This is a genomic window from Novosphingobium sp. 18050, assembly GCF_902706195.1.
Lineage (GTDB): Bacteria > Pseudomonadota > Alphaproteobacteria > Sphingomonadales > Sphingomonadaceae > Novosphingobium.
In genome coordinates this window covers 87,919-103,559 of record NZ_CACSJO010000015.1, presented here as the reverse complement: position 1 = coordinate 103,559, position 15,641 = coordinate 87,919, and the positions used below count along the sequence as shown (strand labels likewise).

Annotated in this window: 11 protein-coding genes; 7 read left to right on the top strand and 4 right to left on the bottom strand. The window is 66.9% G+C overall.

Translation table 11 applies throughout. The annotated features are described in order from the left end of the window. The first annotated feature begins 70 nt into the window (after positions 1–70). Positions 71–1,258 carry a TetR family transcriptional regulator gene (locus tag GVL61_RS15390; protein WP_159981539.1) on the top strand — a complete coding sequence of 396 codons (1,188 nt, stop codon included), beginning with the start codon at positions 71–73 and terminating at the stop codon, positions 1,256–1,258. Between the two features lie 90 nt (positions 1,259–1,348). Here GVL61_RS15390 and GVL61_RS15385 read toward each other — a convergent pair whose 3' ends face one another. The 3 genes from GVL61_RS15385 to GVL61_RS15375 form a co-directional block, all read right to left on the bottom strand. Beyond that, the gene (locus tag GVL61_RS15385; protein ID WP_159981538.1) at positions 1,349–2,374 is read right to left on the bottom strand and encodes a class 1 fructose-bisphosphatase; all 1,026 of its coding nucleotides are present in this window, start codon (positions 2,372–2,374) and stop codon (positions 1,349–1,351) included. 138 nt (positions 2,375–2,512) lie between these two features. Then, the gene (locus GVL61_RS15380; RefSeq protein ID WP_159981537.1) at positions 2,513–3,355 is read right to left on the bottom strand and encodes a shikimate 5-dehydrogenase; all 843 of its coding nucleotides are present in this window, start codon (positions 3,353–3,355) and stop codon (positions 2,513–2,515) included. Continuing rightward, on the bottom strand, positions 3,352–4,371 hold the full coding sequence (locus tag GVL61_RS15375) for a LacI family DNA-binding transcriptional regulator (protein WP_159981536.1): 1,020 nt from the start codon (positions 4,369–4,371) through the stop codon (positions 3,352–3,354). The genes GVL61_RS15380 and GVL61_RS15375 overlap by 4 nt, the downstream gene beginning before the upstream one ends. A gap of 148 nt (positions 4,372–4,519) precedes the next feature. Between GVL61_RS15375 and ptsP the strand changes: the two genes are divergently transcribed. The 4 genes from ptsP to GVL61_RS15355 are packed head-to-tail and all read left to right on the top strand — an operon-like array spanning position 4,520 to position 11,085. Further along, a complete protein-coding gene (ptsP, locus tag GVL61_RS15370) occupies positions 4,520–7,033 on the top strand; it encodes a phosphoenolpyruvate--protein phosphotransferase (protein ID WP_159981535.1) in 2,514 nt (837 codons plus the stop codon). Then, the gene (gene pfkB / locus GVL61_RS15365; protein ID WP_159981534.1) at positions 7,033–7,983 is read left to right on the top strand and encodes a 1-phosphofructokinase; all 951 of its coding nucleotides are present in this window, start codon (positions 7,033–7,035) and stop codon (positions 7,981–7,983) included. Before ptsP ends, pfkB begins: the two co-directional genes overlap by 1 nt. After that, a complete protein-coding gene (locus GVL61_RS15360; protein ID WP_159981533.1) occupies positions 7,980–9,695 on the top strand; it encodes a fructose-specific PTS transporter subunit EIIC in 1,716 nt (571 codons plus the stop codon). Before pfkB ends, GVL61_RS15360 begins: the two co-directional genes overlap by 4 nt. Before the next feature lie 46 nt (positions 9,696–9,741). Next, positions 9,742–11,085, top strand: a complete 1,344-nt coding sequence (locus GVL61_RS15355; protein ID WP_159981532.1) for a carbohydrate porin — start codon at positions 9,742–9,744, stop codon at positions 11,083–11,085. 40 nt (positions 11,086–11,125) lie between these two features. Here the strand turns inward: GVL61_RS15355 and GVL61_RS15350 are convergent, their stop codons facing one another. Next, complete coding sequence (locus GVL61_RS15350; protein ID WP_159981531.1) at positions 11,126–12,658, bottom strand: UxaA family hydrolase; 1,533 nt, start codon at positions 12,656–12,658, stop codon at positions 11,126–11,128. 85 nt (positions 12,659–12,743) lie between these two features. Between GVL61_RS15350 and uxaC the strand changes: the two genes are divergently transcribed. Beyond that, positions 12,744–14,192: a glucuronate isomerase gene (gene uxaC, locus GVL61_RS15345; protein WP_159981530.1), complete on the top strand. Its 1,449-nt coding sequence runs from the start codon at positions 12,744–12,746 to the stop codon at positions 14,190–14,192. Further along, the gene (locus GVL61_RS15340; protein WP_159981529.1) at positions 14,189–15,619 is read left to right on the top strand and encodes a mannitol dehydrogenase family protein; all 1,431 of its coding nucleotides are present in this window, start codon (positions 14,189–14,191) and stop codon (positions 15,617–15,619) included. The genes uxaC and GVL61_RS15340 overlap by 4 nt, the downstream gene beginning before the upstream one ends. The last annotated feature ends 22 nt before the right edge of the window (positions 15,620–15,641 follow it).

The window sequence follows — 15,641 nt, the reverse complement described above, 5'->3', positions numbered from 1 at the left end:
TCGCGGTGGTCTGCTAGGCGTTGCGTAGCAATCGGGTGCGCCGCCGTTTGCGAAATCTCGGGAAAGCGTGATGCCTTCGTCATATGATCGACTTGTCGCCACGGTTCAGGGGCAATGGGAGGAACAGGGCGGTGCGGCGATTTCAGCCCGCCGGATCAGCGTTGCGGCCGGAGTTCCGGTATCTTCCATCTATCATCACTTTGAATCTATGGAACACTTGTTGGCAGCGGCACAGCAGGCGCAGCTGGTCCGGGCAAAGGGCTGGTGCAAGGAAATGCTGGAGGAGGCGGAGGGGCTGCCGGGCCGTCCTGAGGCATTTGCCGGTTTCTTTGCCGAGGCAGTCGACGACTGGGCGATCCGTCAGCGTGACCTTGCGTTCGCCTGGCGCGAATGCGGGCTTCTTGCCGGAGAAAATGCCCTTTTCGATGCGGTCGGGCGCGAGTGGGAGCAGCTTTGGGCCGGGTTCTGGCAGGAGGTGGGTGAGCGATTCGCTTTGGGGGAGTTCGCCGGGATCGCGGACCGCATGTTTGAAAACGAGAGCTTCCTGCATATGATCCGCTGGCGCCGGCTGGTTGACCGTGCTGGGCTGGACGAGACGGCGCGCACGCTGGGCGCGTTGTTCTGCCGCAAGCCGGTACCGCCCGCGCCGTGGCGTGAATTCGCGCGTGAGGAGGCCATGCGCTCCATGCCTACGCTCCCTCAACGCGATCCCATGGCGGCGCAAATCGTTACTGCGGCCGCCGAATTGATCGGTACAAGCGGCGTTGCCAGCCTGACCCATCGCATGGTCGCCGAGCGCGCGGGGCTGACGCTGGGCATGGTTTCGCACAAGTTCAAAACCAAGTCGGCGCTGATCGAGGCGGCGTTCGAGGGGCTCTACAGCGCCAACCTCGAACGTATGCAGGCAGGCACTGGCGCAGCGGTGACCCACGATGCGCAGGACGTGGTGAACGGTATCGTAGATCTGCTATGCACCGGCACCAGCGCGCGGGGCAGCAACGAACTGTTCATCGCGGTGGCGCGCGATGCGTCACTGCGTCAATTCGGCCTGCAGCTGCGCTATCTGCGAGGGCGCGCATCGCGGCGAACTTTGCAGGGGCTGTTGGGGCCTGATCGGGCCGTGGGCATGGTCGAGGCGGCGCTGTTCTCGGGTTTCACCGCTTCGCTTATCAGGAGCTGTGCCGACCCTGCCACGAGACCGCCGGAAAAGGCCATTCGCGGCGAACTGGAGTCCGTGATTGCTTTGTTCGCGGGCTGAACCGGGCGATCGCGCGCTGGAACCCGGTATGTTCGGCGTTTGGCATCTCCGGCACCCGCTCTATCGCATGGCGCCGGAGATGCCCGTGCATCAGTGTCCGACGGTATCCATGGCTTCGTGGCCGTAGGCCGCGACGGTCTCGACCTCGGTCTTGTCGCCCAGTACCACGCCCACGCGTTCGTGCAGGCCGGTAGGGAGGATGTCGAGGATACGGTCCAAGCCGTTGTTGGCGGCGCCGCCGGCCTGCTCGATGAGCATGGCCATCGGGTTGGCTTCGTACATCAGGCGAAGGCGCGCCTTGCCGGGGGTGCGGTGGTCTGCCGGGTAGAGGAACACGCCGCCGCGCTTCAGGATACGGTGCACGTCGGCTACCATCGAGCCGGTCCAGCGCATGTTGTAGTCCTTGGCGCAGGGGCCGGTTTCACCCTCCATACGCTCGTCGATATAGCGCGTGATCGCGGGCGACCATTGCTTGTGACGGGCCATGTTGATGGCGAATTCGCAGTTACCCGCCGGGATCTTCAGCGGCCCGTCGGTCATCTTCCAGGCGCCGACTTCGCGGTCGAGAGTGAACTCGTAGACGCCGGTGCCCAGCGTCAGCACCAGCAGCGTCTGCGGGCCGTAGATCGCATAGCCCGATGCGACCTGCGTGGCGCCCGGCTGCATGAAATCCTCCTCGGTGATCTCGCGGCCCGAGGCGCTTGCAGGCGCGCGCAGGACCGAGAAGATCGTGCCCACCGAAAGGCCGACGTCGATGTTGCTGGACCCGTCGATGGGATCGAACAGCAGCAGGTATTCGCCCTTGGGATAACGGTTGGGGATGCGGTGGATCGTCTCCATTTCCTCGGACGCCATGGCGGCGAGGTGGCCGCCCCATTCGTTCGCTTCGAGGAGCAGTTCGTTGGCGATCACGTCCAGCTTCTTCTGGACCTCGCCCTGCACGTTCTCGCTGCCGAGGCTGCCCAGCACTTCACCCAGCGCACCCTTGCCGATGGAGTGGCTGATAGTCTTGCAGGCGCGCGCGACCGTCTCGATCAGCAGGCGAAGTTCGGGCCGCAGGACGCCGGAGCGACGCTGTTCCTCGATCATGAACCGGGTCAGGGTAAGGCGCTTCATCCTTGGCATACTCTCATTGGGGATGCGACGTTTCGCCGCGGACGCGCACGACATAAGCGGTTTGGGGGCGGATTCGGAAGCCCCCGCGAGCCGCTTTGACGGATACAACCGATTACATGAGCAATTTCACGAGGTATTTTACAGGATCAGCCGCTCCGCAACCTGCGGGCCGTGCGCTACGAGCACGGCATCGCGGATCATCTCCGGCTCCGGGCGGATGCCGGTGTAGAGCACGAACTGTTCCACCGCCTGAAGCACGATGACCTCCGCGCCTGAAATGATCGTCTTTCCAACCTTGTCCGCTGCGAGGATGAAAGGAGTGATGGCGGGCTGGGCGACCACGTCGAAAGCGACCTCGCAAGCGGCGATCTGCGTGTCGTCGAAGCTCATCGCGGCTTCGTCCGCACCGGCCATGCCCAGCGGGGTGACGTTGATAAGCAGCGGCGCGCCCTGCACGGGAACTTCGGCCTGCCATGCATAGCCGTACTGCTCCGCCAGCGCCTGCCCTGCCTCGCGGTTGCGGGCGACGACAACGCCTTCGCGGAAGCCGCAATCGCGCAGCGCGGCGACCACTGCCTTGGCCATGCCGCCGCTGCCGCGCACCACGAAGGGCAGGGCCGGGTCGATCGAACGCTGGACGAGGAGGTCGCGGACGGCCACGAAGTCGGTGTTGTATCCGGTCAGCCGGCCGTCATCGTTGACGATCGTATTCACGCTGTCGATCGCGCTGGCAGAGGGTTCCATGGCGTCGATCAGCGGGATCACCGCTTCCTTGAACGGCATCGAAACCGCGCAGCCGCGAATGCCCAGCGCCCGGATGCCGCCGATCGCGGCGGGCAGGTCGGCGGTGCTGAACGACTTGTAGACATAGTCCAGCCCCAGCAGTTCGTAGAGCCGGTTGTGCAGCATCGAGCCAGCATTGCCGGGCCGGGCCGAGAGCGACATGCACAGCTTCGTGTCACGGCCGATCGGTGGTTTCATGGGTTTATCTCCTGAATTTGCAGGCTTGTCGCGCGGGGCGGCGAACTGGATGCGCGGGCGACGAGCCGTCCGGCCAGCACCACCCGGCGCGCGGCGGCATCGGGGTGGTCGATACGTTCGAACAGCATGGACATCGCGGCGCGGCCGATCTCCTCCACCGGCTGCTCGATCACGGTGAGGCCACCGCCGACGAACTCCATCCAGTCCTCCTTGTCGAAGCCGACAAGCGCAACGTCGCCCGGCACCGAGAGGCCGAGGGCATGGAGCGCACGCAGCACCGCCATCAGCATCACGCCGTTGCTGGCGAGCAGGGCGGTGGGCGGGCAAGGCCCGGACATCGCGGCGACTGCGGCCTTTTCCGCCTCGCCCACGCCGTGGGGGACCGACAGCGCCTGCGTCTCGACGCCCAGCGCAGCAGCGGCGCGCTCGAAGCCGATGCGGCGCTGGACGCCCGTGGCGCTCAGTGCGCCGAACAGGCCGGCGATGCGGGCATGGCCCTGCTCGTGAAGGTGGGTGACCAGACCTGCCGCCATCGCCTCGTTGTCGAGTACCACGCAGTCGCGCGTTGCTCCCGGCACGGCGCGGTCGATCAGGACCATCGGGAAGTCGGTGCTGAACCGTCCGGCGGTTTCTGAGCCTGCGCGCGACGGGGCCAGCACTACGCCGGTGACGCGTTCCTCCTGCATCAGTTGCAGGTACATCGCCTCGCGCTCGGGGTCTTCGTCGGTGTTGCACAGGATGACGCGCAGGCCGCGTGTATAGGCGATGTCCTCGATCGCGCGCGAAACGGCGGTGAAGAACGGATTGCGGATATCGGCGACGATCAGGCCGATGGTGTTGCTGTGGCGCGAACGCAGTCGCCGCGCTGCCAGATTGGGGCGGTATCCAGTGGATTTGACCGCCGCCATCACCCGTTCCTGCATCGCCGGATCGACCGCACGGCCCGCCAGAACCCGTGAAACCGTGGCCGGGGAAACCTGCGCTACTTTCGCGACATCCTTGATTCCGACAGCCATCGGGAAATCGTTCTCCATCAAGTGCATTGGGAACTGCGCACCGTTTGGCCGCTTATGCTGGAATTGAGGGCGTCAACGCAAGACCCTTGACAATTTTGTGAGAAAACGTTTTCTAAGGCGAGAGAACAAAGACTGGAGAGGCTGTTTCATGTTCGCAGATGCCCGCAATCCGCTGGGATTGGACGATCTTGTGCGGATCGATGCCCATGCCGCCAACAAGGACGACGCGATTCGCCAGGCCGGGCAGTTGCTCGTCGCTGCTGGCTGCGTCGGGCCGGGTTATGAGGAAAGCATGATCCGGCGCGAGGCCGTGGCGAACACGTACCTCGGCTCCGGCGTGGCGATCCCGCACGGGTTGGGCGAGGACAAAGGGCTGGTGCGCAAGGACGGCATCGTCGTGCTGCAACTGCGCGAAGGTGTGGAGTGGAACCCCGGCCAGCGCGCTCATCTGGTGGTCGGTATCGCCGCCAGTTCGGACAGCCACATCGCCATCCTGCGCCGTCTTACCCGGCTGATCCAGGACGAGGTGCGGCTCGAAAGTTTGTTCACAACGGCCGATAAGGCGCTGATTTCAAGTGCCCTGCTCGAGGATGCGCCGCGTCCTTCCTCGGCAAAGCCTGCGCAGGATCTGGCCGAGCAGGTCAGCTGGACCGTCGATTATCCCACCGGCCTCCACGCCCGCCCGGCCACCGTGTGGAGCGAGGCGGCCAAGGCCGCAAGCGTGCCACTTCGCGTGCGTCACGGCGAGGAAATGGCCGATCCGCGCAGCATGGTCGCGCTGCTGCAACTGGGGCTGAAGGCGGGGGATACGCTAACGATCTCCGCTTCGGGCGAGGGTGCGAAGGGTGCGCTGGACCAGTTCGTCCAAGCGGTGACCCGGCTTTCCGCGCGGGAGAAGGCCGATGCCGCGCGCGCGGCCGAAAAGGCCAAGGCCCCTGTGCGCGGGTGGAAGCCGGACGGCGACACCGCGATGATCGCAGGCGTCGGGGCCAGCCCCGGCCTTGCCATCGGCAAAGTCCATGTCCTTGCCGCGACCCAGCTTGTGGTGCCCGATCAGCCGGTCGATCTTGCCGCGGGCGGGGCGCTGCTCGACGATGCGTTGGTGCGCACGCGCGCGCAAATGAAGGCGCTGGTCGATGATACAACGCGCCGTCTCGGTGCTTCGGAAGCCGCGATCTTCAAGGCGCAGGCCGCGCTGCTGGACGATACCGACCTTATCACCCTGACCTGCCAGATCATGGTGGAGAGCCACGGCGTCGCTTGGTCGTGGCATCAGGCGGTTGAGCGCATGGCGGGTCAGCTTTCGGCGCTGGGCAACCCGGTGCTGGCGGCCCGCGCGGCGGATTTCCAAGATATCGGCCGCCGGGTGCTGTCGCATATCGATCCGGGCCTTGGCATCGGCACGCTTTCGGACCTGCCGGACGAGCCGTGCATCCTCGTTGCCGCCGACCTTTCGCCTTCCGATACCGCGACGCTCGACATCGAAAAGGTGGCGGGGATCGCGACCGCGCTGGGCGGGCCGACTTCGCACAGCGCGATCCTTGCCCGTACCCTGGGGCTACCATCGATGGTCGCGGGCGGCACTGACCTGCTCTCGCTGGCGGCCGGAGCCACCGCCATCGTCGACGGAGACGGCGGGCGCATCTGGCTCAACCCTTCGGACGCAGACCTCGCCTCCGCGCGGGGCTGGATCGACGAAATCGCGCGCAAACGGGCGGAGGAGGAATCCGAACGCTCGAAGCCCGCGCGCACCGTCGACGGTCATGAAGTGGCGATCGGCGCAAACGTAAACCGCCCCGATCAGGTCTCCTTCGCGCTGGCGCAGGGCGGTGAGGGCGTGGGCCTGATGCGCACCGAGTTCCTGTTCCTCGAACGCGGCGACAGCCCGACCGAAGACGAGCAATATGCGATCTACCGTGAGATGATCGAGGCATTGGGCACCGAGCGTCCGCTGATCGTGCGCGCGCTCGACATTGGCGGCGACAAGCAGGTCCCGCACCTGGACCTGCCGCGTGAGGAGAACCCGTTCCTTGGCGTGCGCGGTGCGCGGCTTCTGCTGCGCCGCCCCGACCTGCTGGAGCCGCAGCTTCGTGCGCTTTACCGCGCGGCGAAGGACGGTGGCGACCTTTCGATCATGTTCCCGATGATTACCTCGGTCACCGAACTGCTGACCCTTCGCGAAATCTGCGAGAGCATCCGCGCCGAACTCGATGCCCCGGTGGTGCCCATCGGCATCATGATCGAGGTTCCCGCTGCCGCCGTGCAGTCGCATGTTCTGGCCGAGCATGCCGACTTTTTCTCCATAGGCACCAACGACCTGACGCAGTACGCCCTCGCCATCGACCGGCAGAACCCGGAACTTGCCAGCGAGGCCGACAGCCTGCACCCCGCCGTCCTGCGCCTGATCGCGATGACGGTGGCAGGCGCAGCGCGGCATGACCGCTGGGTCGGCGTGTGCGGCGGCATTGCCGGCGATCCCTTCGGCGCGGCGCTGCTTACCGGGCTTGGGGTCAGCGAACTGTCGATGACCCCGCGCGACATTCCGGCGGTCAAAGCGCGCATACGCAGCGCCAGCCTTGCCGACATGACCGCGCTGGCGGCGAAGGCGCTGGAGGCCGGAACCGCCGCCGAAGTGCGCGCGCTGAACGAGGAGGCGGCGTGATGCGCGTCGTTACCGTCACCTTCAACCCGGCGATCGACCAGACCGTCACGCTGGACCACCTCGTCCCCGGCGCCGTCCACCGCGCGGTTTCGGCGCGGCAGGATGCGGGCGGCAAGGGCGTCAACGTGGCAAGCTGCCTTGCTGACTGGGGCACCGATGTGTCGGTCCACGGACTGCTGGGCACCGACAACGCCGCTACGTTCGAGGCGCTGTTCGCGGGCAAGGGCATCGCGGATCGTTTCATCCGCCGCGCCGGGGAAACCCGCGTCAACCTCAAGCTGGTGGACGACGATGGCACCACCGACGTCAATATGGATGGCACCCCCGCCGATCCCTATCAGATCGAGGCGGTGATCGCCGCCGTCGTCGAGGAGGCCGGGCCGGACACGCTGGTGGTCCTTGCCGGCAGTCTGCCCCCCGGTTTCCCGCATGATATCTACGCCCGGATCGAGGGCCGTGTTCGCACCGCCGGCGCGATGGTCCTGCTCGACAGCAGCGGCGCCCCGTTTCGCGCTGCGCTTGAGGGTGACGCGCTGCCCGATATCGTCAAGCCCAACCGCCACGAGCTTTCCGAATGGCTGGGCGCACCGGTGGAAACCATGGCCGAGGTTCACCGCGTGGCGGCGGACCTGCATGGCCGCGGGGTAAGCCTTGTCGCGGTGTCGCTGGGCGAGGAGGGCGCGTTCTTCCTGTCCGGTGAGGGCGCGCTGACCGCAAGGCTTGCCGCCGCCGACGTCGCCAGCACCGTGGGCGCGGGCGACGCGATGGTGGCGGGCATCGCCGCTGCGCTTGCCGAAGGCGGCACGCTGGAGCGGATCGCGCGCCTGTCCACCGCCTTCGCGGTCGGCAAACTGGGCCGCGTGGGGCCGCACTTACCGAAAAAAGAGGCCGTGCAGGCGCTGGCAGACAGCGTCCTTATCGACACGGTTCTGGCGGGAGAAGAAAAGTGAGCAGGATTTTCGCCATCGTCCAGGCCGGTGCATCCGGGGTTACCGGCGTCCTTGCCGGTGAGGCCCTGCGCAAGGCGGCGCAGGCTGCCGGGCGCGAGATCGAGGTCGAAGTTCACACCGATCTCGGCGTGCTGAACCCGCTCGCTCCCGAAACCCTTTCGCCCGATGACGTGCTGCTGTTCGTCGCGCCGGAAACGGCCGACGACGGCGTCATGAAGGGCAAACCCTACCGCCGCGTCGATGTCGATGCGGTGCTCTCCGATCCGGCCGCAGTGCTGGACGGTGCCGGCGGCGATGCTGGCGCGCTACCCTCCTCCAGCGCGCCCAGCATCGTCGCCGTCACGACCGGCATCGCGCATACGTTTATGGCTGCAGAGGGCCTTCAAGAAGGCGCGCGCCAGCTCGGCTACCCGATCCGGGTGGAGACGCAGGGCTCGGTCGGCGCAGGCAACGAGCTGACGGACGCGGAAATAGCTGCAGCCGACGTGGTCATCATCGCCGCTGACCGCGAGGTCGATCGCGGCCGTTTTGCCGGCAAGCGCGTCTTCGCCAGCAACACCAAGCCCGCCATCACCGGCGGCGCGAAGCTGATCGAGCGGGCTCTGGCCGAGGCGAAAGTGCAGGGTGGTCAGGCCTCCGGCGCCGCCAAGGGGGACCGCGAGGAACGGGTGGGCCCCTACAAGCACCTGATGACCGGCGTGTCCTTCATGCTGCCGTTCGTGGTAGCGGGCGGGCTACTGATCGCACTGGCCTTCGCACTGGGCGGCATTCACGCCAATGAGGACGCGGCCAAGGGTACTCTTGCCCATGCGCTGTTCCAGATCGGCGCGAGCGGCGGCTTTGCGCTGATCGTTCCGGCTCTGGCAGGCTACATCGCCTTTTCCATCGCCGACCGGCCGGGCATCGCGCCGGGCATGATCGGCGGCATGCTGGCAGCCAACATCGGCGCGGGCTTCCTTGGCGGCATCGTCGCGGGCTTCATCGCGGGGTACGGCGTCCACTGGCTCAATCGCCTGATCCGGTTGCCCAAGAACCTGCAGGGCCTGAAGCCCGTGCTGATCCTGCCGCTGCTCGGCTCGCTGCTGACGGGTCTGCTGATGATCTATGCGGTCGGCACGCCGGTCGCCGCGCTGCTTGCGACCCTGACGGAAGCGCTGCGTTCCATGCAGGGATCGAGCGCCATCGTATTGGGGCTGATCCTGGGCGCGATGTCCGCTTTCGACATGGGCGGCCCGGTAAACAAAGCGGGTTACGCATTCTCGGTCGGCCTGATCGCGAGCGAGGTATACACGCCGATGGCCGCGACCATGGCGGCGGGCATGGTGCCGCCGCTGGGCCTTGCGCTGGCGACCCGCCTGTTCCGCAACCGTTTCACCACCGAGGAACTGGAGGCGAGCGGCGCGGCCGCCGTGCTGGGCCTCGCCTTCGTGACCGAGGGTGCGATCCCCTTCGCAGCGCGCGATCCCTTCCGTGTGATCCCGGCGCTGATGGCCGGGTCAGCAGTAGCCGGGGCGATCTCGATGGGCAGCGGCGTGGAACTGCGCGTGCCGCATGGCGGCGTGTTCGTCCTGCCGATCCCCGGCGCGGTGACGCACCTGCTGGCCTATGGCGCCGCGATCGTGGCCGGAACCGTGGTGACGGCGCTGGTGGTGGGGCTGCTGAAGCGCCCGATCGCGCAAGTTCCAGAGCGGGCTGAAATCGCCGCCGCCTGAAGGATAACGGCCGGCGCTGCCGGACCGCATGTACTGGGAGTTTTGTATGCAGGATCTTCTTCTGCGCGCGGCCTGCTGCCTGGGCGCCGCCGCCTCTTTCGCCGCGCCTGCGCTTGCCCGCGATGATGACGCCGCTGCGCCAGTCGAAGCCGCAGCGCCGAACTGGCAACCGCTGGCGGACGAGGGCATCACCGTCTCGCTCAGCTACACCGGCGAGGCTGCGACCAACGTTTCGGGCGGAGTGCGGCGAGACGCGGCCTATGCCGGGCAGGTCTACGTCGGCGCCGATTTCGACATGGACAGGATCGCCGGGATCAAGGGCGGTGCGATCCATGCCGCCGTCACCAACCGTCACGGCCAGAACCTTGCCGCCATCGCCATCGGCAACAACACCTCGGTCCAGGAAATCTATGGCACCCAGAACACCCATCTGGCGATCCTGACGTGGCAGCAGAAGCTGCTGAACGGCGCGCTGGACATCGAGGTGGGCCGCAGTCAGGCGAATATCCATTTCCTGAACTCGCCGCTCTACTGCAATTTCCAGAGCAATTCGGCTTGCGGGAACCCGACTTTCGTTTTCAAGAACAGCAACTTCACGTATTTTCCTGCGTCCAGCTGGATGGCCCACGCCAAAGTGAACCTGACGCCGAAGGTCTGGCTCCATGCCGGCGTTTATGAGGTCAACCCGGACCGCAAGCGCGCTACCGACGACGGCTTCAATCTCAGTACGAAGAACGCAACCGGCGTCATCGTGCCGTGGGAAATGGGCTACGGCACCGACTTCACCAACGACCGCCTGCCCCGCCACTACATTCTGGGCGGGTGGTTCGATCGGGGCGACTATGCCGATCCGCTGCGCGATGACCGGGGCGGGATCGCCGCCGTGTCGGGCCGTACGGCGCAGACCCGTCACGGCCGCTCGGGCATCTATTTCCGCTTCGACCAGATGCTGACCCGCCCGGACCCGATGAGCCAGCGCGGCCTCAGCCTGTTCGGCGTGGCGATGGCGAACCTGTCGGGCCGGGTCGAGGAAAGCCACTTTCTGGAACTCGGCCTTGTCCAGACCGGCACGTTCGCGGGGCGTGACAAGGATACGCTGGGCTTCGTGGTCAACGACCAGCGTTTCAGCGATCTGGCGATGGAGCGCATGCGCACCGCGCGCGTATTTGCCGGGGGCACGGACGGGATCGCGCGGCATCAGTACATGATGGAACTGGCTTACGGCGCGCAGATGGGCCCGGCGATCCGCCTGTCGCCCAACGTCCAGTACATCGTCCACCCCGACCAGTCCTCAGTCCCGTTCCGGACGAGTGATATCCCGAACGCCTGGGTGCTGGGCTTCAAGTTCACCGTGGACGCGAATGCGCTGGCAGGCCTCGCGATGCGGTGATGCAGCCGGTCCTCGCCTGATCGCCAGGGGGGGGGGAGCCTTAAAGCGTGACGCCGCGTTTCCAGATCCCGATGGCACGTTCGTCGTTGCTTTCGTTGCGCGCCGGTTCGCCGCTGGCGATGGCGACGATGCGGTCCAGCAGAGCAGCCGCCGCAGTTTCCATGCCGATGTCCAGCACCAGCGCCGCGTCGAAGTCTATCCAGCCGGGCTTGCGCTCCGCCAGCGAGTGGTTCGAGGCGATCTTCACCGTGGGCACCGGGCTGCCCAGCGGCGTACCGCGCCCGGTCGAGAACAGGGTGATGGTCGCCCCCGCCGCTGCCAGCGCGGTGGTGGAAACCGCGTCGTTGCCCGGCCCCTCCAGCACGGTCAGCCCGCCGGGCGACTGGCTGAGCGAGATCCGTTCGCCATAACCGATAACGTCGTTGATCGGCGCAAGTCCGCCCTTCTGCACCGCGCCGAGCGACTTTTCCTCCAGCGTGGTGATGCCGCCGGCGATGTTGCCGGGGCTGGGGTTCTCCGAAACCGGCTCGCCGTGGTCGAGGAAGTAGCGTTTGAAGGCGTTCACCAGTTCGGAGAGTTTGTCGAACACCTCCTGATTGGCCGCGCGCTCAAGCAGCAGGGTTTCCGCGCCGAACACCTCGGGGATTTCGGTGAGGATCGCCGCGCCCCCAGCCTGCGTAACGGCATCGGCCATCAGCCCGATCAGGGGGTTGGCGGTCAGCCCGCTCATCGCGTCTGAGCCGCCGCACTTCACGCCGAGGCGCAGTTTGGAGAGCGGCACGTCCTCGCGCCGGTCGCCGGCCATCAGGCCCATCAGTTCGGCGATCAGGGCCTCCCCGGCGGCGAATTCATCGCCTTCCGACTGGGCACGCAGTATGCGCAGGCGGGCGCGGCGTTCGGGCGGGATCCGCTCCAGCAGGGCATCGAGCTGGTTGGATTCGCAGCCCAGCCCCAGCAGCAGCACCCCGCCGGCATTGGGATTGAGCGCGAGCGAGGCGATGATCGCCGCCGTGCCGTCAAGATCGGCGCCGAGCTGCGAGCAGCCAAACGGGTGGTTGAAAGCGTGCACCCCGTCGACACCGGGCGCATCGCCCGCGCGCTGCGCCAGCCGCTCACCCAACCGCCCCACGCAGCCGACCGTGGGCAGGATCCATAGCTCGTTGCGGGTGCCGACAGTGCCGTCAGGCCGGACATAACCGCGAAAACTGCGCTCGGGGGCGGGGGAGGGTGCCTGCCCATCGGTTCCGGCTTGCGGCCCGGCAAAGGCATAGGCGTGCTCGCCGACAAGCGCGGTGGCGACATTGTGCGTGTGGACATGCTCGCCCACCGCGATGGCCCGCGTGGCCACGCCGATCGGCGCGCGGTAGCGGCGCACCGGCGCGCCCTTCGCGATGGGGGCCACGGCAAACTTGTGCCCCGCGCCGATCGCATCACGCAGACGCACCGTGTGCCCGCCCACCAGCACGTCTTCACCCGATTCGAGCGCGCGCAGGGCGACGGCGACATCGTCCTCCGCTGCGATCCTGACGGCGTCTGTGGTGCGTGCGGCGGTATTGGCAAGGCTTTTGGGCATGGTCGCCGAATACATCATTGCCAGCGCTGGCACAACTCGGTAATCGAGCCTCGTGAAAGGCCATGCGCCAAGGAGTCTCCCGTCGATGCCACAGCTCTCGCTTCACCCCGACCGCCTGTTTCCCGCCGATCCGACCACGCGCGCCATCGCCCGCGAACTCTATACGCAAGTGGCCGGCGCGCCGATCATCAGTCCGCATGGCCATACCGACCCGGAGTGGTTCGCCAGCGACGCCGCGTGGTCGAATGCGACCGAACTGCTGCTGGCGCCGGATCATTACCTGTTCCGCATGCTTTATTCGCAGGGCATTTCGCTCGATGCGCTGGGCGTGCCCCGGCGCGGCGGAGAGATGCCCGATACCGACCCGCGCGCGGCATGGCGCCTGTTCGCCGCGAACTGGAAGCTGTTCCGGGGCACGCCGTCCAGCATGTGGCTGGACCATGTCTTCGCGGAAGTCTTCGGGATTGAGGTCACGCTGGATGAAGGCACGGCGGATTATTACTTCGACGTGATCGGCGATGCGCTGGCTTCGCCTGTATTCCGTCCGCGCGCGCTGTTCGAGCGCTTCAACATCGAACTGCTCGCCACCACCGAAGGCGCGGGCGATGATCTGAAGCATCACAAGGCGATCCGCGCTTCGGATTGGGGCAAGGCGGGCGCGGTGGTGACCACTTATCGCCCCGATTCCGTGATCGACCCCGAGCACGATTCCTTCACGCGCGACATGGCCCGCTTCGCTGCGCTTTCGGGCGAGGACGTGGCGAGCTGGACCGGCTACCTCGCCGCGCATCGCCAGCGCCGCGCCGATTTCCGCGCGATGGGCGCCACGGCGACCGACCACGGTTTCCTGACGCCGCGCACCGCCAATCTCTCCAAGGCGGAATGCGAGGCGCTGTTCGGCAAGGTGATGAGCGGAAAGGCGGACGCCGATGAGGCGGAACTGTTCCGCGCGCAGATGCTCACCGAAATGGCGCGCATGAGCCTGGAGGACGGCATGGCCATGCAGATCCACCCCGGCGCCACGCGCAACCACAACGCCCGCCTGTTCGCCAGCCATGGCCGCGACAAGGGCGCCGACATCCCGCGCGGCACCGAATATGTCGAAGCGCTGCGCCCGATGCTGGACCTGTTTGGCAATGAAGCGGACCTCAAGGTGATCCTCTTCACCCTTGATGAGACGACTTATGCGCGCGAACTGGCGCCGCTGGCCGGGCATTATCCGTGCCTCAAGCTGGGTCCGGCGTGGTGGTTCCACGATAGCCCGGAGGGGATGCGCCGTTTCCGCGAGATGACCACGGAAAGCGCCGGATTCTACAACACTGTGGGCTTCAACGACGATACCCGCGCCTTCCTGTCGATCCCGGCGCGCCACGATGTGGCCCGGCGCATCGACTGCGGTTTCCTCGCCCGCCTCGTTGCCGAGCATCGTCTTGCGGACTGGGAAGCGGCGGAACTGGCGCAGGAACTGACCACCGGTCTGGTGCGCAAGGCTTACGGTCTGAACACCCCGGCGCGCGTGGCGGAACCGGCATGACGCGGCTTTTGCAAGACACACTGGCGGCGCTGCCCGCCGCCGTCGTTCGTCCGCAGTACGACCGGGCGGCGATGCGCGGCGGCGTGGTGCATTTCGGGCCGGGCGCGTTTCACCGGGCGCATCAGGCGGCGGCGTTCGATACCCTGCTGGGCCATGATCCGCGCTGGGGCATCACCGGCGTCAGCCTCAATTCGCGCGGGGTTGCCGATGCGTTGAACCCGCAGGATGGGCTCTACACGCTGGCGCTGCTGGAGGAGCAGACCGAATTTCGCGTCATCGGCAGCATCGGCCGGGTGCTGACACGCGACGAACCCGGCGCGATCCTGGCCGCGCTGGGGCATCCCGATACGCGCATCGTCAGTTCTACGGTGACCGAGAAGGGCTATTGCCTCGGCGCTGACGGCATGCTCGATTTTGCCCATCCGGCGATCCGCGCCGATCTCGATGCCGCCAGGTCCGGCGATTGGACGCCCGGCTCTTTCACCGGCTGGCTGGTTCATGGGCTGCGGGCGCGGCGCCTTGCGGGCCTGCCCGGCGTCACCGTGCTTTCGTGCGACAACCTGACCGACAACGGCCGCAAGCTGGAAGCCGCGACCACCGCGCTGGCCGAGGGAATCGACCCGGAAACCGCCCGCTGGATCGCAGGCGAAGTGCGCTTTCCCAACGCGATGGTCGATTCCATCACCCCCGCCACCGACGACGCCCTGCGCGCCCGCATCGCGACCGTGACCGGGCTTGAAGACGCCTGGCCGATCCAGCGCGAACGCTTCACGCAGTGGGTGATCGAGGACCGCTTCGCCGGGGAGCGTCCCGCGCTGGAATGCGCCGGGGTGACTTTCGCGAACGAGGTGCGCCCGTTCGAGACGGCCAAGCTGCGCCTCCTCAACGGCGCACATTCCTCGCTGGCCTATATCGGGCTGGGGCTGGGTTTCGAAACCGTGGCCGAGGCGATGGCCGACCGGAATCTTGCCGCGTTTGCCGAGCGGCTGATGCGCGAGGACATCGCGCCTTCGGTCAACGCGCCGCCGGGGCTGGACCTGTCAGCCTACATCGCCGACGTGTTGGCGCGGTTCGCCAATCCGGCGATCCGGCACCTGCTGTCGCAGATCGCTTGGGACGGGTCGCAGAAGCTGCCGTACCGCCTGCTCGATACCACGCGCGATGCGCTGGTCGCCGGGCGTCCGGTGGACCGGCTGGCGCTGCCGATCGCGGCATGGCTGCGCTTCCTTGACCGCGCAGCGCGCAGCGGGGGCAGCATCACCGATCCTCTGGCCGGACCGCTGCTGGAGCGCGCAGGCGACTGGCGCCGTGTCATCGGTATGCGGGAAATCTTCGGAGATCTGGGCGAGGATGCCCCCTTCCTGCGCGCCGTGGAAGGCGGGCTTGCCGCGCTGGAGGCTGGACGGCTGGAGCCGCTTCCGGCCTGAAAACAGGAGTTGGGCGGGCCGG